Here is an 18,147-nt window from a genome sequence, read left to right as displayed (position 1 = left end):
TTGGCATTGCTGGATGAGGGCAAACAGACCCCTGAACCAGAACCAGAGGTTGATCCCGCAGTAATATTTGAACAGGCCCGACAGGCATTATTACGTCTGTCAACAGGGGGGTATCGCAGGGAGGCTGTCAGCATAGTACAGAAATTTGGAGCTATAAAAGTTAGCGATATCCCCCCAGAAAAACTCCCAGAGGTTTTAAAAATGGCTGAGGCCGCGTGGGTGGAGGAATAGCTATGCCGGAGGTACACGCAAAACTATCCCCCTCAGCATCACATCGCTGGTTGCGCTGTCATGGCAGTCTGGCGATGGAGGCTGGACTGCCAAATACCGAATCACCGTTCGCGCTGGAGGGCACCGCAGCACATACCCTCGCCGAAACAGTATTACGTAATCGCCAAAACCCGACACTAGCAGGTAAACCCTGCACTATGGGGCAAACCACCGCCGAGTATCTGGGGCAAAACGTCCTGCTCAAACCCAACACCCCAACCGTCGATGATGAGATGGTGGAGGCAGTGGGTGACTATGTCGAAACGGTATGGGGGCTGGCTCAGGGTAATGAGTTGTTGGTCGAGCAACGTGTCGATTTTTCCGATGTGATTGGCGTCGAAAATTCATTCGGCACGGCGGACGCGATAATCATCAACGGTAATGAGCTACAAATCCATGACCTGAAATACGGCCGCGGCGTGCGTGTTGATGCAGAGAGCAATGAGCAGTTGATGTTATACGCGCTAGGTGCCCTCGATCAGTTCGATATGTTGTACGATTTTAACACAGTGCGTTTATTCATCCACCAGCCCCGATTAAACCATGTATCAGAATGGACGGTCAATGTCGACGAGTTACGGCAATTTGGGGAACGCGCCAGAGATGCCGCCGCATCGGTCATTATCATGTTCAATATCGCTCAGTGTGAGGGGGTAGAAACACTGCCCGCTGACAGTTTCACCCCAGGCGATAAACAGTGTCGTTTCTGCAAGGCAAAGGCGGATTGCCCTGCATTAGCGAAGCACGTGATGAACACTGTCTTAGATGATTTTGACGATCTGACGCAACCATTAGAGCCGCAAATCCCACTTTATGACAACCAAACACTCGCTGCCAAATATGCTCAGGTAGAGTTTGTTGAGAACTGGTGTAAATCGATCCGTGCCCGCGTCAGCGATGAGTTGAATGCAGGATACCCAATACCAGGATTTAAACTGGTCGAGGGTAAACAGGGCAACCGTTCTTGGGGTATAGAGTCAGAAGCTGAAGCGATGTTGAAATCGTTTAAGCTCAAACAAGACCAGATGTACGCCAAGAAAATTATCAGTCCGACCCAAGCGGAAAAGCTGATTAAAAAGGACAACCCGCGCCGATGGGCCAAACTGGAACCCCTTATTATTCGGGCTGACGGTAAACCCACTGTTGTACCGGAATCCGATCCCCGTCCAGCATTGGACGTCAACCCCATAAATGATTTTGACGATATATCAGACGATATATTCGCATAATTACATCTAACCAATAACCAGGCACAAAATAGCATGAAAATTAAATTACCAATTGTACGTTTGGCATTTCCTGATTTATATGAAGCAACCCAAGTTAACGGCCAAGGCGATTTTAAATTTCGCTCTACTTTTTTAATCGACAAGGAGCGCCAAAAAGAGTTAATTAATCAAATTGAAGCCGCAATTAAAAAAGTGGCAACTGAAAAATGGGGTGCTAAAGCGGAATCTATTTTAAAATCTATTCGCGGAAATAACATGCGTTTTAATTTCCGTGATGGCGATGATAAACCCGATTATGACGGCTACCCGGGGTGTATGTATATTTCCGCCAGTAATAAATCGCGTCCGCTGGTTATTGACCGCGACAGAACGCCACTCACTGCTCAGGACGGCCGCCCGTATTCAGGTTGCTATGTGAATGCTACTATCAATATTTTTGCCTATGACAATAACGGCAAAGGCATTTCGGCGTCACTGGCCGGTGTTCAGTTCTTCCGAGACGGCGACGCATTCGCAGGTGGCGGAGTTGCATCAGTAGATGATTTTGACGATATCAGCGAAGGCGCCGAAGCCGAAGCCGATATTTTTAGTTAATTAACCATTATTGCCCCACATAATTATGTGGGGCATTTATTAGGGTAAAAAACCATGACACAAAAAACACTAACTAAAGATATAAAAAGCGAAATTGTTAAAAACGCTTTGGTAAAATCCGGTATCTTCGAAAAAGAAGAGCAATTATATAAAGACCGTGCGGACTGGACTGAAAAAGTGCGAATAGAGGCTATCGGCGGCGAGAATATGGATTCGGGGGTAAATGATATTATTTCCGAGATTAAAAAACTAGCTAATAAAATACCACCAGCATTGCGGATAGATGCATTTCCTATTTATGAATCCAGCTATATAGAAATTAATTTAGCGGGCATTTCAGTGTTAGCATTTTACAACGGCAGCCTACGATATTCACAACGTGAATATCGTGAACGTGTGTTTAAAATAACGCCAAAAGTTAAAAATGTAATATTAGCCGATAATCCGTTAGTTAATGAATTCTATGAATTGGAAAAACGTCACAACGAATTAGAAAACCAACGGAGGGATATCACCAATAATGTGGAAGCAGCGTTAGCCAAAGTTCGCACAGTAAAACGTTTGTTGACTGAATGGCCGGAGGCCGAGGAATTACTACCCAAATCAACGGCGAAAGCTGCACCAGTTCCTGCCGTTCGCCGTGACGCACTCAATGAGATGATTGGGTTACCGACTGAGGTTGTTGGTTAAATGTAAGGAATGCCCCGTTAGTTATTACGGGGCAAGATTAATTATAAGTTATTTAGAACCGTTTAGGTAACGTGTAATTTCAGCAGAAAGATGCGAATCTTCTTTTGAAATTAACTCATAAAAATCACGTTGAATTTCACATGATAATTTAGGATTCTTGGCTAACTCGTTTATGTCTTCAGAAGTAACAAGATCTCCATGTCTTTCTATCAACTTAATGTAAATATTAGTAAGCGCCTCTTCTACCTGTGAGGCAGGCAACCTATCAACTTTAACGGGCTGTTTTATTGAGTTTATAAAACCCTCCATATAAGATTCCTGCCTCATTTCATCCCCTAGTGACTTTCCTATTCTATCTAAATCAGGCTCTCCCAGCACACTAGGGTATAATGACTTAAAACATTCCATCCCGGTGGGGTCCATAGTTAACAGGCCATTAAAAAGCTTGGAGCGATACTTGGTAAAATAATTGACAGCATCATCAGCAGAATAATTTAGTATTTCAGGTAAGTGACTATCAAACCATTTCCTCAGTGATAACACATTTTTCATAATAGCACTATTTTTAGCAGCCTTATCTTTAATAAGATATGAATCTCTAATTGCAGAATAAAATTCATCGTATCGCTCAGGCTCAAGGATCTTTATAACATCCAAATCTGGCCAAGTTTTTAATATTTCTTCCTGAGTTGGCCCATCAAATTCTCTTGATTTAGCTTTTATATAACCATAACAAGCAGTAAAAATAAAAAGCATAATCACAACGGTAATAATAAGTTTCTTGGTATCAATATTACTTTTCAAACTTCCCATGTATTCCTCACCAACTTAAATGAAATTATTATGAATAACACGATATTATGGCTCGACCTCGAAACCTACAGTGAGATACCGATCAAAAATGGTACTCACACCTACGCCGAACATGCAGAAATTATGCTATTTGCATGGGCGGTTAACAATAACCCTGTTCAGGTATGGGACGTCATAAGTGGCGCATCCATGCCCGCCGAATTACGTAAAACTTTACTTGATCCCGCCGTTATTCTATTCGCCCATAACAGCCACTTTGACCGTACTGTTTTGCGCCATTACATGCCGAAGTTGCGTTTGGATATCAGCCGCTGGCGTGACACGATGGTTCAGGCGCTGGCGCATGGTCTACCTGGTGCGTTAGGGGCATTGTGTGAGGTGCTGGGTATCCCATCAGACAGAGCCAAAGACAAGGAGGGCAAAGCGCTGATCCAATTATTCTGCAAACCCCGCCCGAAAAATGTCGCCATTCGCCGTGCCACCAGTAAAACCCACTCAGAGGAGTGGCGACGGTTCGTTGAGTACGCAGCGCTAGATATCGTCGCCATGCGCGAGGTACATAAACGCCTACCCAAATGGAACTATCAGGGTGATGAGCTGGCACTCTGGCACTATGACCAGCAAATTAATGACCGTGGCGTGTATATGGACATCGAGTTGGCAAAATCAGCCATCGCAGCCGTTGAGCAGGAACAGAAACGGTTGGCAAAACGCACGCAGGCATTGACCGAGGGTGATGTACAGGCCGCGACCCAGCGTGACGCCATGCTACGGCATATCACCACGGCCTTTGGTATTGAATTACCTGATATGCAAAAAAGCACATTGGAACGACGCATAGCAGACCCCGATCTACCCGTCGCGTTACGGGAATTGCTCACCATCCGGTTACAAGCCAGCACTACCAGTACCAGTAAATACAAAGCGCTAATGAACGGGATAAGCGCCGATGGGCGATTACGTGGAACACTACAATTTTGTGGCGCATCACGTACCGGACGTTGGGCAGGACGCCTATTCCAGCCCCAAAATTTACCGAGAGCCACCCTCAATCAGGCCACTATTGACACAGGTATTGAGGCGTTGAAATCTGACTGCGCGGATCTGCTGTTTGACAACATCATGGAACTGACCAGTTCGGCATTACGTGGTGTTATCATCGCGCCGAACGGCAAGAAGCTCGTCGTTAGTGACCTGTCCAACATTGAGGGGCGAATGCTCGCGTGGCTGGCGGGTGAAGACTGGAAACTACGAGCGTTTAGCGAATACGATAGCGGTATTGGCGCAGACCTCTACAAATTAGCCTACGCCCGCGCATTCAACATCGAGCCAGAGGGCGTCACAAAAGACCAGCGCCAGATCGGTAAAGTCATGGAACTGGGGCTAGGTTACGGCGGTGGCGTCGCTGCGTTTGTCACATTCGCCCTCACCTATGCACTCGATTTAGACGAACTGGCGACCGCTGCGTTACCCAACATTCCTGTCTCAGTTCAGCGGAATGCGATGAATTGGTATAAACAATCGGTCGAACAAAATCAGACTTACGGACTGAGCGAGCGGGTTTTCATTACCTGTGATTCGCTAAAGCGCATGTGGCGTAATGCCCATACCGCAACCGTGCCGTTCTGGTATGAGCTGGAAGAGGCTGTGAAGCGCGCTATCAGTTCACCTAGTATCACTATTCCTTGCCGTAAATTGCGAGTTCGCCGCGATGGCGCCTGGCTCCGTATTGTTCTGCCATCTGGCCGCGCGGTGTGTTATCCCTCACCTCGTCTCGATGACGGGCAGATCAGTTACATGGGCACTAACCCGTACAGCCGCAAATGGCAACGGCTCAAAACCTACGGCGGGAAACTGGTCGAAAACGTCACACAGGCCGCGGCACGTGATGTACTGGCAGGTAACATGCCACTCATTGGCTACGCGGGCTATGACATTGTGCTAACCGTACATGATGAAGTGTTGACGGAAGCGCCTGACACCCCCGATTACTCCCATGAGCATCTCAGCTCATTACTCGCTACAAATCCCGATTGGGCGCCAGACCTACCTCTGAGCGCTGGCGGATTTGAGGCATATCGATACAGAAAGGATTGAATGGTTTATGGAACGTTGTGAAAAATGCCGTGGTTATTACGGTGAACCGAAACCCGTTGCTGTTGGCGAGAAATGCGGTTTTACCATTACCACCGGTAACGGGCTTTCAATCAAATACCGCGCAGTAACTGGGAAATTGTTTCTCATTAAAAATGATGGTTACTCCGTTATCTACCGTAAAACCATATATCATGTTGACAACATCACCCACCCCGATGATCCATCACCGCTTACGCTCGCCTTTGTTGGTTATTGTACCTGTTCCCGTACCTGAGAGAACGTCTATGTCATTTAAATACCGAGACAGCCCGTTATATTTTCGGGCTGCACGAGAGGCTGCGCAAATTGAACGCGAGGGCGATTATCGACGGGCGTCAAAAGTTTGGAACAAAGCAGCTCGCCATTCGCGCAACGCATTAAATATCGAATGGGCAGAAAATCGTTCTGATTTTTTGTTTAAAGCAATTGGAGAGGGAAAGTGAAAATACGAGAGGACGTAATAGAACGACATCTGGTTAATGAGGTGAAAAAAGCGGGGGGTATCGCCTATAAATTTGTTTCCCCTGGTCGCCGTGGTGTTCCTGACCGTATTGTTATTTTACCCAATGGGCGTGTCGTGTTCGTCGAATGCAAATCGCCTGGCGAAAAACCCCGACCCGACCAATTACGGGAACACGAACGGCTGCGGGCGATGAGGCAAACGGTTGTTGTTTTGGACAGTAAAAATTTGGAGGGGATAATTGAATAAACCATTCACACCCCGCCCCTACCAAAACCTCATTATTAATCACGAACTGGATATGCCCCGCTGCAATGTGTGGGCGGGTATGGGTATGGGCAAAACTGTAGCAACATTAACTGCACTGGAAGATCTCTATATGGTGGGTATGGAAACCCAACCAACACTAGTTTTGGCCCCGTTGCGTGTGGCTCGTTCCACCTGGCCGGATGAGGCGGACAAATGGAACCATTTCCATAATATCGACGTTCAGCCCATTGTGGGCAATGTTAAAGAGCGCAGGGACGCGCTCAAAAACACCAACGCCAGCGTATTCACCACCAACTACGATAACCTTGTCTGGCTGGTGGAAACGCTGGGGGACAAATGGCCGTTCGCTACCGTCATTGCCGATGAGAGCACGCGGCTAAAATCATTTCGGTTACGTAAGGGGGGCAAGCGCGCGGCTGCGCTGGCTAAAGTTGCGCATAAACATGTACGCCGCTGGGTCAATCTCACCGGTACACCCTCTCCTAATGGTCTGGTCGATTTATGGGGGCAATCGTGGTTTATCGATCAGGGCGAACGACTGGGCCGGACGTACAGTGCGTTCACCTCGCGCTGGTTCAATAGTATTCGGTTCCCTGGGCAATCATGGGTGAAACTGGAACCGTGGCCGTTTGCTCAGGAGCAAATGCAAACAGCACTAAACGATGTGACCATCGCTCTCAACGCGGCGGACTGGTTCGATATTCAGGAACCAATTCACAATGTTATTCGTGTCGATTTACCGTCCGCAGTCCGGCAACAGTACCGCGCGATGGAAAAAGAGCTGTTCATGGAGTTGGGTAGTATCGGGGTTGAGGCGCTGAACGCGGCGGCCAAAACCGTTAAATGTCTGCAAATCGCCAGCGGGGCTATCTATACTGACGAGAACGGCGCTTGGCAGGAACTGCACGACGCCAAAATTCAGGCATTAGACAGCATCATTAATGAGTCTGGCGGTATGCCTGTACTGGTCGCCTACCACTGGAAACACGATTTAGAAAGGTTACTGAAAGCATTTCCCAAAGGCAGGCACCTTGATTTAGACCCGCAGACCCTGCGCGACTGGAACGCCGGGAAAATCCCCGTAATGTTCGCTCACCCTGCCAGCGCCGGTCACGGTTTAAATCTACAGGATGGCGGCAACATCTTAGTGTTTTTCTCTCACTGGTGGGATCTGGAACAGTATCAGCAAATCAATGAACGTATCGGCCCTACCCGACAGATACAGGCAGGGCACAACCGCCCTGTGTTTATTCACCACATTATCGCAACCGATACAGTCGATGAGCTGGTGATGGAACGGCGTAATTCCAAACGGGAAGTTCAGGACATTTTATTAGAGGCTATGAAACGCCGGTAATAAGCTGCGCCGTTTACTTAACATTGATATTCAACCTGAACGGTTAACAGATAATCGAGGTCAATACAGGTATGAAAACCGGTATTATTAGCGATGACGATATCGCCGAACTGACGGGCTACCAAATCCCGTCTAAACAATGTGCAACGCTAAAAGAAGCTGGCATATTTTTTATCGTTCGACGGGACGGGAGACCCCGAACCACATGGGAGCATTTTAACAACCCGTTCTCGCAGCGAGTCAGAAACTATGCTCCTGCCCCTCAAGAACCTAACTTTGGAGCGTTAGACTAATGGGTAGAAAACGCAATAACCCCGCGGATAACTGGATGCCCCCGCGAGTTCGACGGGGGCGATCTGCGTTTGAATTTCAGACCTATGACAGCCGGACAGTTCGTCTATGTGATTTTTCGGCGACTCAGGCCGAAGTTTGGGTTGCCTACGAGAAATTAATCGCCGACCAGAAAAACGACGAGACGCTAAACGGTCTGGTTAAGGCGTTTTTTCTCTCGCCTGATTTTTCCGCCCTAGCTACCGAAACCAAAAACGATTACCGAAAATATGCAGGAAAATTGTTACCTGTATTTGGGAACATGTTACCGGACAATATCAAACCGGAGCATATTCGTAAGTACATGGACAAGCGCGGATTAAAAGCGCGGACACAACCTAATCGTGAAAAAAACTTTTTGTCACGTGTGTATGGTTGGGGGTATGAGAGAGGACTAGTACGCAGTAACCCGTGTAAGGGCGTCAGGCAATTTAAGGAAATTTCGAGGGATCGGTATATCACTGATGCTGAATATAATGCACTCTATTCCGTTGCCCCTCCAGTAGTTCGGGTTGCAATGGAACTGGCCTACCTGTGTTGCGCCCGTCAGGCTGATGTGCTGGCATTAACCTACGCGCAGGTACGGGAGGACGGCATATTTATTAAACAGGGAAAAACAGGTGTCGCACAAATAAAAGGCTGGACAGAACGTCTGGAAGATGTGGTGAAGATGAGCAAAACGCTACCATTGGATAGTGGTGTTAGTAGTATCTATGTACTCCACCAGCGTAACGGATCTAGATATACCCGCGATGGTTTTAACAGCCGCTGGAAAAAAGCCAGAGCCGCTGCTATAGAAAAATTTCCCGAGCTGGATTTCAATTTTACATTTCATGACCTGAAAGCCAAGGGAATTTCGGATCTAGATGGTACGCTGGCTGAAAAACAAAAAATCACTGGACATAAAAACATCACCCAAACGGCACGATACGATAGAAAAATTAAAGTTGTCCCCGTTGTTGGGGGGCAAAAAAAGTAAATGGTTGGTCAAAAAATATAGTGAACAGATATAGTGAACAAATAGTGAAAGGTGATTTGAGTCAAAGCAAAAAGCCACCGTAAAGGTGGCCTTTTCTGACTCTAACTCGATGTTTCGCATCAAGTTTTTATTTGGTGCCCAGGGCGGGACTTGAACCCGCACAGCCTTACAGCCGAGGGATTTTAAAGACTAGTACACCATTTTTAAAAACAATAAGTTAAGAAAAATCAAAGCATTGTATGTGCTAAATATTGCTATTTATTGCTATTTGTTTGGCACTGCTGCCAACAAAATTACTCTTCAAGTTGATCGTAAGGGTTCAGTGTTAAAGCTAGTTCTAAATGGTCAGGTGCGAAGTGGGCATAACGCATAGTCATGTTAATTGTGCTGTGCCCTAAAATGCGTTGCAGAACTAAAATGTTACCTCCATTCATCATAAAATGACTGGCGAAGGTATGCCGAAGAACGTGGGTACATTGTCCTTCTGGTAAATCAATTCCTGCTCTTTTAACTGCATTTTCAAAAGCATCGTAACAATTGGAAAATAATTTACCGCGCTTTTTGGGGAAGCGGTCATACAGTCGCTGTGATATTGGTATCGTTCTGTTTTTGCTGCTTTTGGTTTTTGTATATGTGACTTTATATTTCATTAGCTGAGATTGGCTTAAATCCTGTGCTTCACTCCAGCGAGCGCCGGTAGCTAAACAGAGTCGTACAACATTACCGAGATCTTTGTTGTTGGAATTATCACACTCAGCTAATAGCAGCTTAATATCGTTGGGATATAGGAACGCCAATTCTTTCTCTGATTCCCTAAATTGCCGAATGCCATTAAGTGGATTTTCACCTTCCCATTCACCCAGGCGAGTCAACTCAGAAAAAACAGCATGTAAATATGATTGCTCTCTGTTTACAGTCGATTGGCTAGGTGATTTACGCCCTTTAGCATTCCACTTGCCGTTTAATCTTTCTTCACGATAAACAGCAAACATATTCTTATTAAACTCTGTGGCAAATGGATCTTTTAATCGCTCGCATATTGCTTCTAATTTTGCTTTTCGCGCTTCTCCATCTTTTAACGTTTTCCCATGTAATTCATACCAACGGTTAACCAATTCACTCAATTTAATCGTGTTGGATATATCAATATTCAGAGTTTGCTTTTGCGTTAGCTGCCGTTCAAATGCCATCGCCTCACCTTTTGTTGTGAATTGGCGTCTGACACGACGGCCATTACGGCCGTCAGGGAAGCATTGGCATTGCCACTTACCGTTAGGAAGTTTACTAACAGCCATAATTAACCTTTGTTATCACATAGTGTTAGAGCTTCATTTGTAAATGGGCTGAGATTTACTTTTGCACCTGTGGATAGATTATCTTTCCAGAAAGAAGAGCCATTAATGTTTTGTGCTTCTTTTTTGCCATTGGTTTTTAATGTATTAGCTAATCCTGTTAATCCATATACGGTATTATCCTTATCCGAGAGATCTTCGACAAAAGCACCGCCTTTATAACACTGCAACTCAACTTTATCCGCATTGAAAGCCCACTTATCGCCATATGATTCTTGACTGATCTCAAGGCTATTATAGGGTTTGGTTGGCTCAGACTGCTCTGAATCACAGGCTGTAAGTAATAGTGCGCTAGATAAAATCAGTAAAAATTTTCTCATGTTAATTACTCTCTAATTATTTTTAGCTACAAATCAATACAATTAAAAATTCAAATGATTACGAATCAAAATATTCATGCAGTCATACAAACTCACCAGAGTTCAGTTGCAAAATTTGCTTTTCGCGCCTCTCCATCTTTTAACGTTTTCCCATGTAATTCATACCAACGGTTAACCAATTCGCTCAATTTAATCGCATTGGATATATCAATATTCAGAGTTTGCTTTTGCATTAACTGCCGTTCGAATGCCATCGCCTCACCTTTTGTTGTGAATTGGCGTCTGACACGACGGCCATTACGGCCGTCAGGGAAGCATTGGCATTGCCATTTACCGTTGGGAAGTCTGCTTACTGCCATAGTTCTCTACCTCGGTAACTCATAACCTTGCGGATAAAATTGGAAGGTCAAGGTGGGTTTATCTGATTCAACATCAATATATGCAGAGTGCTCGTAGTTCTTTGACTGGTGATAATAATGCCCAGATTTTGACTTTAAGGCTAGTGAGTACATTTTTGCACTCAATTTCATATATTCATTTGTCGTTTGCCTGGGGTCTATGGCTGCCTGAAATGCAGAGACAACACAAAAAGCGGTAAGTTGCTCAGCCAGTGTATTAGGAGCGGGGGATATATTAATACCAACATTGAATTTACCTTTTGTGTTGATATCTTTGGAGAGGGTAACAAAAACATCGTTTGTAAATTGTGTGTTATATAGCTCTATATCATCCTCATCATCGCTAATCTTACGGGGGATTTCTAGCATAAATTCCTGCTCACTACATTGGGCGTTATCAACAATGTTACCAATGGCTTTTTTATATAATGTATTTGCAGGGTTAGCATTAGCGGAGACAGAGAAAAATCCAGTGGCTAATATAATTCCGATCACAATGCTTTTTATTTTCATAGAGTAATCAACCTTTATTATTTAGATTGCTTAGTTAACTCAGTAAAAAACTTACTAAAACCTTTCTTCCCGTTATCATCATAGCGCAATTCATTAAATTCTTTAGTAAAAGAACACTGATCATCTATCAGCTCTGATAAGTCAGCTACAGGAATGTATTTATTTATAATATTAAGAGCCTGTTTTTTATCCAAAGTAATGGTATGTTCAGGAGAACCATTAAGTTTTTTCCCGCCGTTAGCATCAACGAGATAGGAAGTAACAGTTACTTTATCACTGTTACTATGAATAAATGTTCTATATACGCCATAAACTATTGCTCGTTTTACCAAATCGTTTTTCACATCTGGTAAATCTTCCTTAAATGCTGGAGGCGACAATCTTATTTTTAATGGATTTTTACTAATGAGTTGGAAAGAATTATTTTCTGGATAATAATCTCCAAAGTCCTCAATCGCTTCTGCAATTGATGGATAAATTCTTTTTTCTCCAGCGCATGGTAGTTGTTCATTCGTACCGTATTGTTGTAATTCATTAGAGTAAACGCTCACACTGAATAACGAAAAGAAAAGAGGAATAGAAAAAGTTTTCATTAGTATGTTTTTCATTTAATTACCCTTACCTGAAATTTTCATACATCTTTATAAATTCAGTTTTTTAGTAGAAAAAACAATTAAAATACTCACGACTCTAAATAGTAATACTATTATTACATTAGTTTAGAGTCGTGATTATTTTTACCCTTTCGTTAGATCTTTTGCGTGCAAACGTATTGCCAACCGATTGTATGTTTAAGCGCGACGCCTTAGTCATGGCGCGAAATTGCTCAATCATTTCTTGTTCTTCTGCTGATATATCCATTCGTTGCATTCTGCTTCCTGTGATGATGTAAAGTGTATCAAAGCCAATTGCGGTTAATCTTTGCAAGTGTACTCCTTCGAGTGGGATCTCGTCCTGCTCGTAACGGTGTAGCGAGTTACGCGGGCATCCGATAAAGATTTCAAAGGTTGATTGGTTTATATTTAAACGGTTACGTTCCTCTGTGATTCTGCTTCCCATTGTGCTCACTAAAGTATCTCCTCTGTATTGTTTGATATGTACTAATCAATAACGTAAAAAACAAGTAGTTAGTGATACACAATGTAACATTGTGATACATATGAAACATATTCATAGATCACAATTTCAAATTGAAATTATTTCAATAATTAATTTAAATAATAGTCAGCTATGAAAACGGTTAAAATTTGAATAATCATCCGTTTTTAGCTTTTTTATTAGGAGTTGACTGTGCAAAAGACGCCCCTACTGCCCGCATATTTGCGCGCGATTCATCACTCATAGCGCGATAGTGTTCGATTAGCGCTTGTTCTTCCATCGATATCTCTCCCTGTATAATGCGCTGCCCAGTCAGAATAAACATCACATCTGCACCTATCTCGCTAAATCTTGAAAAAAAAGATGCTTTGGGTTCAGTTTTTCCTGCTTCATAGTCGCAATACGTTCTGAAAGCGACTCCGCACATCTTTGCTACTTCACTTTGGGTTAAACCCAATTTCTCTCTTTCTGTCCTTAGACGATCACAGATTTGCATTTTTTCGCAATTCCTTGTTGACATATTGCAGATTTCTGCAAATAATGGACACATTCATAACTTAACGGATCACAATATAACATTATGACACTAGATAAGCATATTAGACGGTCACGATTACCGCGAGGAATCGCCTCGAAAAATCCAGTTGTTATGCGGTTATCTGATGATGAGCGTGAAGAGCTGAATGCTATTGCGGCAAGAGAAAGTCGATCTGTATCCAACATGGCACGCATCATTTATCTCAGCGCTGTACAGAATTTTCGGTGATGCGTTATGAGAAATCCTTTATTTGATGTGAAAGTCGAATCAGCATATGTATCACTCAAAAGGTACTCAGAAATAACCAAAATCCCTTTTGCTACATGTCGTGCAATGGTCGCTGATGGCCGCATTATCATCAGACCGAAGATAAGAGTCAACGATACGGTAGAAGTCAACATGATCGCTATGTTGATGGATGCATATAACAACAGCCAAAAAATTATCTAATAGAGGGTAAAGAATGAATAACTCAACATCCCTGAACTGTTCAAAACAGCAATTAGCCCTGATGGCGCGCCTGTATGATGTTTTTAATGATTTCAAAAACGAGGTAGCAATCACCCCTGAATATATCCCGGACACGCTGGCGCAGTTTGCATATGTATCACTCAAAAGGTATTCAGAAATAACCCAAACCCCTTTGGTTACATGTCGTGCAATGGTCGCTGATGGCCGCATCATCACCAGACCGAGGAAAAGAGTCAACGATACGCTAGAAGTCAACATGATCGCTATGTTGAAAGATGCTATCGCAAATAGCTGAAATATAAATTAAACAGAGGGCATTCAAATGAAAAACTCAACATCCCTGAACCGTTCAAAACGGCAATTAGCCATGATGGCACGCCTGTATGATGTTTTTGATGATGTCAAAAACGAGGTGGAAGTGACGCCTGAATTTATCCAGGAAACGCTGGTGCGGTTTATGCAGATGGCGACGGGTAATGATTATCACATTTCTAAGTCAGCGCGTATTGGGTTTGGGGAATTAGTACAGGCTCAGTCGGGGGTAGATGCTAACTCGTTGGTAGATTCGGTTAAAAAAGCGCTAAATGCTACAGGGTTAAAGAAGTTTGATCATAAATTGCTTTGTAATACCGAAAAAACTCTGCAACAAGTTTTGTCTGCTGTCCGTAATACTTTTGAAAGTAAATCGTTCGAGTTTAATGAACAGCATTTATTAAATGCGGGAGGGGTTTCTTCTTCTTCGGTGTGTGGTGCTGGCAAACTAAAAATATTTAAGCATGGTATATATGTAGGTGATATTACCTTTGAATTTGCTGATCAATAAACAGCCCCATAAATTGAGGCTGAGTGGTTCATTATTTGAGGGTATTGAGCATGCTTACAAAATTAGCGCTGAGAACATGTAAATCTGCAACAGCCTTATCTGTTCGATTTTTCATCGGGTTATTTACATGTGAAAAAGAATTCATGAGGGTTAAAAAATCCTCTCTGCTTTCTTCTTTTAGTGAGGCTGCTATAGCGCAAGTCATGATTTCAAGCGCGGTTATTCTATCTTCAATAAGATGTGCTTCACGCGATTTTTTTGCATCTTCGAAGAATTGGATTAGTTCATTTTTTGAGGTCATTAGATTTAACTCCTTTTATAGGTGGTTGATGTTTTTCGCCTGAGTCTCCGCTCAAAGAAACCGCAGGCGCAAAGAGGATACCACAGTACCATGCGCCGGACATGGCTAAAAGTCGGCAGCACAATAATAACGATGAGGTAATAAATATGCGAAATACTATTCCAACACCAGAGGAATTAAACAAGGGGAAAATTAAATTCGGCACGTTATTCATTCGCCCGTTACGTATCAGCGCTGTTTGCCCGTTCATCCGTTATCAGGTCGGGGACGGTGAATATTGCTACGGTAAATTTAATTCCAAAGAACAGGCCATTGATTTTTGTCGGCAGTTATATGAGGAACGGTTAGATGAACCAATTAAAGAGAGTGCAACACAAATATAAAATTTCCAGTGATGATTTTAATAAAAAATTCACTAATAAAAACCATTTGGCCGAGATTTTAATCTCAATTGGTTTGGCGACAACAATGTTAACCCCGTTATTATCCCTATTATGAGGTGATGCAATGGCGAATACTGAACCCTACCGCGCTGTCTCATTAACGCTGGATGAACAAATCAACGGATTGAATAAAACCGCTGAGTTACTGGCTCCGATTGTTTGCGATATTAAAAAATCAAACAGCCAACTGGCCGATTTCATTGAATGTATGCGTGACCGCACAAATAACCGTGTCATGAACAATGAAAAACTGCTGCATGTTATGTTTTATTTAGCAGGGTTTGATAAATCCCGTTATAACACCAAGGTTAGTGAATTCACGGAAGAAGAAATTCGTTCGTTAATTATGGTCATGAATCAATTTAAAGCGGTAGCAGAAAGAATACCGAGTAAATTAGTTATGCCGAATTTAATTGAACATTAATTTATAACAAACGTTTCAATGATTAATGCGTCAACTCGCAGGGATTTTTATTACCTAAAAACAGGAAATAAAATAATGGAAATAGAACAATTGATAAAAATAAACAGAGAAGATGAGCGCAAAAATTTAGCCACACGGGCTGCTTCTCGTCTGGAAAATCTCGCCGCCCATATTCTGTCGAATAAATTGGATCATGCCGCGTCAGCCGAATTATTGAGAAGTGAGGCTGAGAATATCGAGCACCAGGCGCAGGAGTGGAGTTATGTCTAGGGAACTCGACCGCGCCTGTGAACGCATCGCCGAAATGCTGGCGTGCCGGATAGCCGCCCATGTTAACCGCCCTGTCGGTGTTTCTGCGTTTGAGTGTGAAGATTGCGGTAATCCTATTCCCAAAGAACGTCGCATGATTATTGCCGGTGTGACCCGCTGTGCAACCTGTCAGGACGTGTTTGAACTGAAACAAAAACATTACCGGAGTGTGTGAAATGAGCTTTCTACGTCGTATTTCTGTCACTGAACAGGAATTTAATATTATTAAATCTAACCGGGTTCTGGGTGTTGTTGGCACGAACGAAGAAGGGCTGACGGGTGAGAAGTTAGAAACAGTCAGTCAATTTTTTATTTTTAAACATCTCAATATTGAATGCCTGTTCGATGATTTAGGGTTTCCTGTTACCGCTTGTCCGGGGGATTTAATTCTGATCACAATGATGGATGAATGTGGTTTGACTGATAAATCATCACCACGAATGACGCTGCAAATTGATGAGTCTTATTTTTTTATTAATCAAATGAGCACACATAATGAAATTGGTATTCATTTTTATGAATACGCATTATTACCTGCCTATTTCTTTGATGAGGATACTGACAATGGCCAATAAAACTATCCTCAAATGGGCGGGTTCGAAAGCCCGTGTTATGGATAAATTGCTGCCACACTTGCCTGCGGGTCAACGACTGGTTGAGCCGTTCGCGGGTTCCTGTGCGGTAATGATGAATACCGATTACCCAGAGTATTTGGTTGCTGATGCGAATGCCGATTTGATTGATATGTATCAGAGTATTCAGGCTGACGGCGACTTGTTTACCCATGTTGCTTCGTTGTGTTTTTCAAAAATTCGGGGCAACGAAGAATATTATGAATTAAGGGATAAATTTAATTTTTATCAGATTTGGGCTGAGAATAAGTTGTATCGCGCCAGCTTGTTTTTAGCCTTAAACCGCCATTGCTTCAACGGCCTATGTCGTTATAACCGTAGGGGGAAATTTAATGTTCCCTTTGGGAACTATAAAACCCCTTATTTTCCAGCGACTGAAATCTGGTCGTTTTCCGAAAAATCGGCGAAAGCTGAAATTGTACATCTGGAATGGCAGGACACTTTAACTCTCGTTGATTATGGTGACGTGGTGTATTGCGATCCGCCGTATCTGACTCACGGTACAGGGTTCACGCAATATCATACCGTTGATTTTACGCCCGCTGCCCATGAGGAACTCGCCGTAGAGTTACTCAGACTGAATTTTAATCTGGGCGTACCAGTCATTGCCTCCAATTCCATTGCGGCCAAAGAGCTGTATGCCGATTTGAGGTTCACTATCCATGAAATCGACGCCCCGCGCACGATTGCCGCCAATGGCAACCGTCAGCCTGCGAAAGAAATTATTGCGGTGTTGGAGGGCGCAGCATGAATCAATTACTGAAACATCACTGCACCGCACAATCCGCGTGCTCTGTTCCTGCGGCAACGCTCCCTGCTGGGAAAATGATTAAACTTTTCGAGGGTGATATTTCGGGTGAATACCATTGCGGCAACCCGGTGTCCATTCACTATCCATTGTTGCCATCCATACCGGGTTTACATCACCGGCAACCACAGACGAAAGAAATTCATTCAACTGAGCAGAGACAGCAAACACCTTTGTGCCAACTGGCAGATGTATTGGATCGCCACTGTCAAAAAGTTCAACCGTTTTTCGAGTCGCCTGGGCAGAAAGATGAATATTTGTCAGTAGCTCTTCCTGAGTGTCCCGATCATCCCATTCGAATATATGGTGCCGGGGTGAATGCAGATATGCGGTTTCTAATGCGTGCCGAACTAGTTCTTTCCATTCTCCGTAAGGTTTCCAGTCGGATGGAATGTACGACTTCAATAGCTGAGCAAGATGCCTTCGATGCTCTTTTTTGGGCAGCCAATGACGTGTTATGTGGCATGCCGTTACGCCAAGAAAAGCGTCGCAAGCGTCGTACATCACGCGGGCTGATAAAAACCTTACTTCGCCTTGAAGAACGGTTGCACCGGATAAGAAGCTAATGTGGTTCGCGTAATAAGGCGGA

Annotated in this window: 29 protein-coding genes and 1 pseudogene; 21 read left to right on the top strand and 9 right to left on the bottom strand. The window is 43.7% G+C overall.

The window, feature by feature from the left end:
- The 4 genes and pseudogenes from AAY47_RS21975 to AAY47_RS10365 all read left to right on the top strand — a co-directional run.
- Positions 1-231, top strand: a pseudogene (locus AAY47_RS21975) (hypothetical protein); the annotation flags it as partial.
- Between the two features lie 2 nt (positions 232-233).
- A complete protein-coding gene (locus AAY47_RS10375) occupies positions 234-1,499 on the top strand; it encodes a DUF2800 domain-containing protein (protein ID WP_047769560.1) in 1,266 nt (421 codons plus the stop codon).
- A gap of 33 nt (positions 1,500-1,532) precedes the next feature.
- Positions 1,533-2,093: a DUF2815 family protein gene (locus tag AAY47_RS10370; protein WP_047769557.1), complete on the top strand. Its 561-nt coding sequence runs from the start codon at positions 1,533-1,535 to the stop codon at positions 2,091-2,093.
- A gap of 54 nt (positions 2,094-2,147) precedes the next feature.
- On the top strand, positions 2,148-2,783 hold the full coding sequence (locus AAY47_RS10365; RefSeq protein WP_047769555.1) for an Nmad5 family putative nucleotide modification protein: 636 nt from the start codon (positions 2,148-2,150) through the stop codon (positions 2,781-2,783).
- Positions 2,784-2,831: 48 nt separating this feature from the next.
- Here the strand turns inward: AAY47_RS10365 and AAY47_RS10360 are convergent, their stop codons facing one another.
- A complete protein-coding gene (locus tag AAY47_RS10360) occupies positions 2,832-3,596 on the bottom strand; it encodes a hypothetical protein (RefSeq protein WP_047769553.1) in 765 nt (254 codons plus the stop codon).
- A 30-nt stretch (positions 3,597-3,626) separates the two neighbouring features.
- Here AAY47_RS10360 and AAY47_RS10355 point away from each other — a divergent pair, with 30 nt between their 5' ends.
- The 7 genes from AAY47_RS10355 to AAY47_RS10325 all read left to right on the top strand — a co-directional run bounded on the left by AAY47_RS10355 (position 3,627) and on the right by AAY47_RS10325 (position 9,128).
- Positions 3,627-5,693 carry a DNA polymerase gene (locus AAY47_RS10355; RefSeq protein WP_047769551.1) on the top strand — a complete coding sequence of 689 codons (2,067 nt, stop codon included), beginning with the start codon at positions 3,627-3,629 and terminating at the stop codon, positions 5,691-5,693.
- Positions 5,694-5,700: 7 nt separating this feature from the next.
- Positions 5,701-5,967 (top strand): hypothetical protein, encoded by a 267-nt coding sequence (locus AAY47_RS10350; RefSeq protein WP_047769549.1) that lies wholly within the window; start codon positions 5,701-5,703, stop codon positions 5,965-5,967.
- A 10-nt stretch (positions 5,968-5,977) separates the two neighbouring features.
- Positions 5,978-6,175 carry an ANR family transcriptional regulator gene (locus tag AAY47_RS10345; protein WP_047769547.1) on the top strand — a complete coding sequence of 66 codons (198 nt, stop codon included), beginning with the start codon at positions 5,978-5,980 and terminating at the stop codon, positions 6,173-6,175.
- On the top strand, positions 6,172-6,441 hold the full coding sequence (locus AAY47_RS10340; RefSeq protein WP_047769545.1) for a VRR-NUC domain-containing protein: 270 nt from the start codon (positions 6,172-6,174) through the stop codon (positions 6,439-6,441). Before AAY47_RS10345 ends, AAY47_RS10340 begins: the two co-directional genes overlap by 4 nt.
- Positions 6,442-6,493: 52 nt before the next feature.
- The gene (locus AAY47_RS10335) at positions 6,494-7,819 is read left to right on the top strand and encodes a DEAD/DEAH box helicase (protein WP_084727029.1); all 1,326 of its coding nucleotides are present in this window, start codon (positions 6,494-6,496) and stop codon (positions 7,817-7,819) included.
- Positions 7,820-7,890: 71 nt separating this feature from the next.
- The gene (locus AAY47_RS10330) at positions 7,891-8,112 is read left to right on the top strand and encodes a DUF4224 domain-containing protein (RefSeq protein ID WP_047769542.1); all 222 of its coding nucleotides are present in this window, start codon (positions 7,891-7,893) and stop codon (positions 8,110-8,112) included.
- Positions 8,112-9,128 (top strand): tyrosine-type recombinase/integrase, encoded by a 1,017-nt coding sequence (locus tag AAY47_RS10325; protein ID WP_047769540.1) that lies wholly within the window; start codon positions 8,112-8,114, stop codon positions 9,126-9,128. The genes AAY47_RS10330 and AAY47_RS10325 overlap by 1 nt, the downstream gene beginning before the upstream one ends.
- Before the next feature lie 293 nt (positions 9,129-9,421).
- On the opposite strand, the gene AAY47_RS10320 is transcribed toward AAY47_RS10325, so the two are convergent.
- The 7 genes from AAY47_RS10320 to AAY47_RS10290 form a co-directional block, all read right to left on the bottom strand.
- Entirely contained in the window at positions 9,422-10,423 is a 1,002-nt protein-coding gene (locus AAY47_RS10320; protein WP_047769538.1) for a tyrosine-type recombinase/integrase, read from the bottom strand.
- A 2-nt stretch (positions 10,424-10,425) separates the two neighbouring features.
- Positions 10,426-10,800 (bottom strand): DUF2511 domain-containing protein, encoded by a 375-nt coding sequence (locus tag AAY47_RS10315; protein ID WP_053014250.1) that lies wholly within the window; start codon positions 10,798-10,800, stop codon positions 10,426-10,428.
- 92 nt (positions 10,801-10,892) lie between these two features.
- Positions 10,893-11,159, bottom strand: coding sequence for a hypothetical protein (locus AAY47_RS10310; RefSeq protein WP_047769536.1), 267 nt, complete (start codon positions 11,157-11,159; stop codon positions 10,893-10,895).
- Between the two features lie 6 nt (positions 11,160-11,165).
- Positions 11,166-11,711: a hypothetical protein gene (locus AAY47_RS10305; RefSeq protein WP_047769533.1), complete on the bottom strand. Its 546-nt coding sequence runs from the start codon at positions 11,709-11,711 to the stop codon at positions 11,166-11,168.
- A gap of 17 nt (positions 11,712-11,728) precedes the next feature.
- Complete coding sequence (locus AAY47_RS10300) at positions 11,729-12,319, bottom strand: hypothetical protein (RefSeq protein WP_047769531.1); 591 nt, start codon at positions 12,317-12,319, stop codon at positions 11,729-11,731.
- 106 nt (positions 12,320-12,425) lie between these two features.
- Positions 12,426-12,779 carry a hypothetical protein gene (locus AAY47_RS19980; protein ID WP_152669799.1) on the bottom strand — a complete coding sequence of 118 codons (354 nt, stop codon included), beginning with the start codon at positions 12,777-12,779 and terminating at the stop codon, positions 12,426-12,428.
- A gap of 187 nt (positions 12,780-12,966) precedes the next feature.
- Entirely contained in the window at positions 12,967-13,305 is a 339-nt protein-coding gene (locus AAY47_RS10290; RefSeq protein WP_053014248.1) for a helix-turn-helix domain-containing protein, read from the bottom strand.
- Positions 13,306-13,581: 276 nt separating this feature from the next.
- Here AAY47_RS10290 and AAY47_RS10280 point away from each other — a divergent pair, with 276 nt between their 5' ends.
- From AAY47_RS10280 to AAY47_RS10270, 3 genes are all read left to right on the top strand, one after another.
- Positions 13,582-13,797 (top strand): hypothetical protein, encoded by a 216-nt coding sequence (locus AAY47_RS10280; RefSeq protein WP_047769525.1) that lies wholly within the window; start codon positions 13,582-13,584, stop codon positions 13,795-13,797.
- A 124-nt stretch (positions 13,798-13,921) separates the two neighbouring features.
- Positions 13,922-14,113: a hypothetical protein gene (locus tag AAY47_RS10275; protein WP_047769565.1), complete on the top strand. Its 192-nt coding sequence runs from the start codon at positions 13,922-13,924 to the stop codon at positions 14,111-14,113.
- 27 nt (positions 14,114-14,140) lie between these two features.
- A complete protein-coding gene (locus tag AAY47_RS10270) occupies positions 14,141-14,641 on the top strand; it encodes a hypothetical protein (RefSeq protein ID WP_047769523.1) in 501 nt (166 codons plus the stop codon).
- Positions 14,642-14,672: 31 nt separating this feature from the next.
- Here AAY47_RS10270 and AAY47_RS10265 read toward each other — a convergent pair whose 3' ends face one another.
- Positions 14,673-14,942, bottom strand: coding sequence for a hypothetical protein (locus AAY47_RS10265; protein WP_047769521.1), 270 nt, complete (start codon positions 14,940-14,942; stop codon positions 14,673-14,675).
- A gap of 146 nt (positions 14,943-15,088) precedes the next feature.
- On the opposite strand from AAY47_RS10265, the gene AAY47_RS10260 reads away from it, so the two are divergent.
- The 7 genes from AAY47_RS10260 to AAY47_RS19975 all read left to right on the top strand — a co-directional run bounded on the left by AAY47_RS10260 (position 15,089) and on the right by AAY47_RS19975 (position 18,124).
- Positions 15,089-15,325 (top strand): hypothetical protein, encoded by a 237-nt coding sequence (locus AAY47_RS10260; RefSeq protein ID WP_053460693.1) that lies wholly within the window; start codon positions 15,089-15,091, stop codon positions 15,323-15,325.
- A gap of 124 nt (positions 15,326-15,449) precedes the next feature.
- Positions 15,450-15,809, top strand: a complete 360-nt coding sequence (locus tag AAY47_RS10255; RefSeq protein WP_047769517.1) for a DUF5347 family protein — start codon at positions 15,450-15,452, stop codon at positions 15,807-15,809.
- Between the two features lie 75 nt (positions 15,810-15,884).
- Entirely contained in the window at positions 15,885-16,079 is a 195-nt protein-coding gene (locus AAY47_RS10250; protein ID WP_053014247.1) for a DUF2732 family protein, read from the top strand.
- Entirely contained in the window at positions 16,072-16,293 is a 222-nt protein-coding gene (locus AAY47_RS10245) for a TraR/DksA family transcriptional regulator (RefSeq protein WP_047769513.1), read from the top strand. The genes AAY47_RS10250 and AAY47_RS10245 overlap by 8 nt, the downstream gene beginning before the upstream one ends.
- Before the next feature lies 1 nt (position 16,294).
- Positions 16,295-16,693, top strand: coding sequence for a hypothetical protein (locus tag AAY47_RS10240; protein ID WP_047769511.1), 399 nt, complete (start codon positions 16,295-16,297; stop codon positions 16,691-16,693).
- Positions 16,683-17,501, top strand: a complete 819-nt coding sequence (locus AAY47_RS10235) for a DNA adenine methylase (RefSeq protein WP_047769509.1) — start codon at positions 16,683-16,685, stop codon at positions 17,499-17,501. The genes AAY47_RS10240 and AAY47_RS10235 overlap by 11 nt, the downstream gene beginning before the upstream one ends.
- Complete coding sequence (locus tag AAY47_RS19975; protein WP_053014246.1) at positions 17,498-18,124, top strand: hypothetical protein; 627 nt, start codon at positions 17,498-17,500, stop codon at positions 18,122-18,124. The genes AAY47_RS10235 and AAY47_RS19975 overlap by 4 nt, the downstream gene beginning before the upstream one ends.
- Positions 18,125-18,147: the final 23 nt, after the last annotated feature.

This window comes from Xenorhabdus griffiniae (assembly GCF_001028135.1).
Lineage (GTDB): Bacteria > Pseudomonadota > Gammaproteobacteria > Enterobacterales > Enterobacteriaceae > Xenorhabdus > Xenorhabdus bakwenae.
Note: the sequence above shows the minus strand (reverse complement) of the source record. Positions and strands in the feature narration are given on the sequence as shown.

Excerpts from the sequence above, each read along its gene's own strand:
- AAY47_RS10235 (WP_047769509.1), top strand. The coding sequence starts at position 16,683 with ATGGCCAATAAAACTATCCTCAAATGGGCGGGTTCGAAAGCCCGTGTT.
- AAY47_RS10370 (WP_047769557.1), top strand. The coding sequence starts at position 1,533 with ATGAAAATTAAATTACCAATTGTACGTTTGGCATTTCCTGATTTATAT.
- AAY47_RS10290 (WP_053014248.1), bottom strand. The coding sequence starts at position 13,305 with ATGCAAATCTGTGATCGTCTAAGGACAGAAAGAGAGAAATTGGGTTTA.
- AAY47_RS10365 (WP_047769555.1), top strand. The coding sequence starts at position 2,148 with ATGACACAAAAAACACTAACTAAAGATATAAAAAGCGAAATTGTTAAA.
- AAY47_RS10350 (WP_047769549.1), top strand. The coding sequence starts at position 5,701 with ATGGAACGTTGTGAAAAATGCCGTGGTTATTACGGTGAACCGAAACCC.
- AAY47_RS10300 (WP_047769531.1), bottom strand. The coding sequence starts at position 12,319 with ATGAAAAACATACTAATGAAAACTTTTTCTATTCCTCTTTTCTTTTCG.
- AAY47_RS19975 (WP_053014246.1), top strand. The coding sequence starts at position 17,498 with ATGAATCAATTACTGAAACATCACTGCACCGCACAATCCGCGTGCTCT.
- AAY47_RS10250 (WP_053014247.1), top strand. The coding sequence starts at position 15,885 with ATGGAAATAGAACAATTGATAAAAATAAACAGAGAAGATGAGCGCAAA.
- AAY47_RS10265 (WP_047769521.1), bottom strand. The coding sequence starts at position 14,942 with ATGACCTCAAAAAATGAACTAATCCAATTCTTCGAAGATGCAAAAAAA.
- AAY47_RS10305 (WP_047769533.1), bottom strand. The coding sequence starts at position 11,711 with ATGAAAATAAAAAGCATTGTGATCGGAATTATATTAGCCACTGGATTT.
- AAY47_RS10270 (WP_047769523.1), top strand. The coding sequence starts at position 14,141 with ATGAAAAACTCAACATCCCTGAACCGTTCAAAACGGCAATTAGCCATG.
- AAY47_RS10260 (WP_053460693.1), top strand. The coding sequence starts at position 15,089 with ATGCGAAATACTATTCCAACACCAGAGGAATTAAACAAGGGGAAAATT.
- AAY47_RS10375 (WP_047769560.1), top strand. The coding sequence starts at position 234 with ATGCCGGAGGTACACGCAAAACTATCCCCCTCAGCATCACATCGCTGG.
- AAY47_RS10325 (WP_047769540.1), top strand. The coding sequence starts at position 8,112 with ATGGGTAGAAAACGCAATAACCCCGCGGATAACTGGATGCCCCCGCGA.
- AAY47_RS10355 (WP_047769551.1), top strand. The coding sequence starts at position 3,627 with ATGAATAACACGATATTATGGCTCGACCTCGAAACCTACAGTGAGATA.
- AAY47_RS10320 (WP_047769538.1), bottom strand. The coding sequence starts at position 10,423 with ATGGCTGTTAGTAAACTTCCTAACGGTAAGTGGCAATGCCAATGCTTC.
- AAY47_RS10255 (WP_047769517.1), top strand. The coding sequence starts at position 15,450 with ATGGCGAATACTGAACCCTACCGCGCTGTCTCATTAACGCTGGATGAA.
- AAY47_RS10315 (WP_053014250.1), bottom strand. The coding sequence starts at position 10,800 with ATGAGAAAATTTTTACTGATTTTATCTAGCGCACTATTACTTACAGCC.
- AAY47_RS10245 (WP_047769513.1), top strand. The coding sequence starts at position 16,072 with ATGTCTAGGGAACTCGACCGCGCCTGTGAACGCATCGCCGAAATGCTG.
- AAY47_RS10345 (WP_047769547.1), top strand. The coding sequence starts at position 5,978 with ATGTCATTTAAATACCGAGACAGCCCGTTATATTTTCGGGCTGCACGA.
- AAY47_RS10240 (WP_047769511.1), top strand. The coding sequence starts at position 16,295 with ATGAGCTTTCTACGTCGTATTTCTGTCACTGAACAGGAATTTAATATT.
- AAY47_RS10310 (WP_047769536.1), bottom strand. The coding sequence starts at position 11,159 with ATGGCAGTAAGCAGACTTCCCAACGGTAAATGGCAATGCCAATGCTTC.
- AAY47_RS10280 (WP_047769525.1), top strand. The coding sequence starts at position 13,582 with ATGAGAAATCCTTTATTTGATGTGAAAGTCGAATCAGCATATGTATCA.
- AAY47_RS10360 (WP_047769553.1), bottom strand. The coding sequence starts at position 3,596 with ATGGGAAGTTTGAAAAGTAATATTGATACCAAGAAACTTATTATTACC.
- AAY47_RS10330 (WP_047769542.1), top strand. The coding sequence starts at position 7,891 with ATGAAAACCGGTATTATTAGCGATGACGATATCGCCGAACTGACGGGC.
- AAY47_RS10335 (WP_084727029.1), top strand. The coding sequence starts at position 6,494 with ATGCCCCGCTGCAATGTGTGGGCGGGTATGGGTATGGGCAAAACTGTA.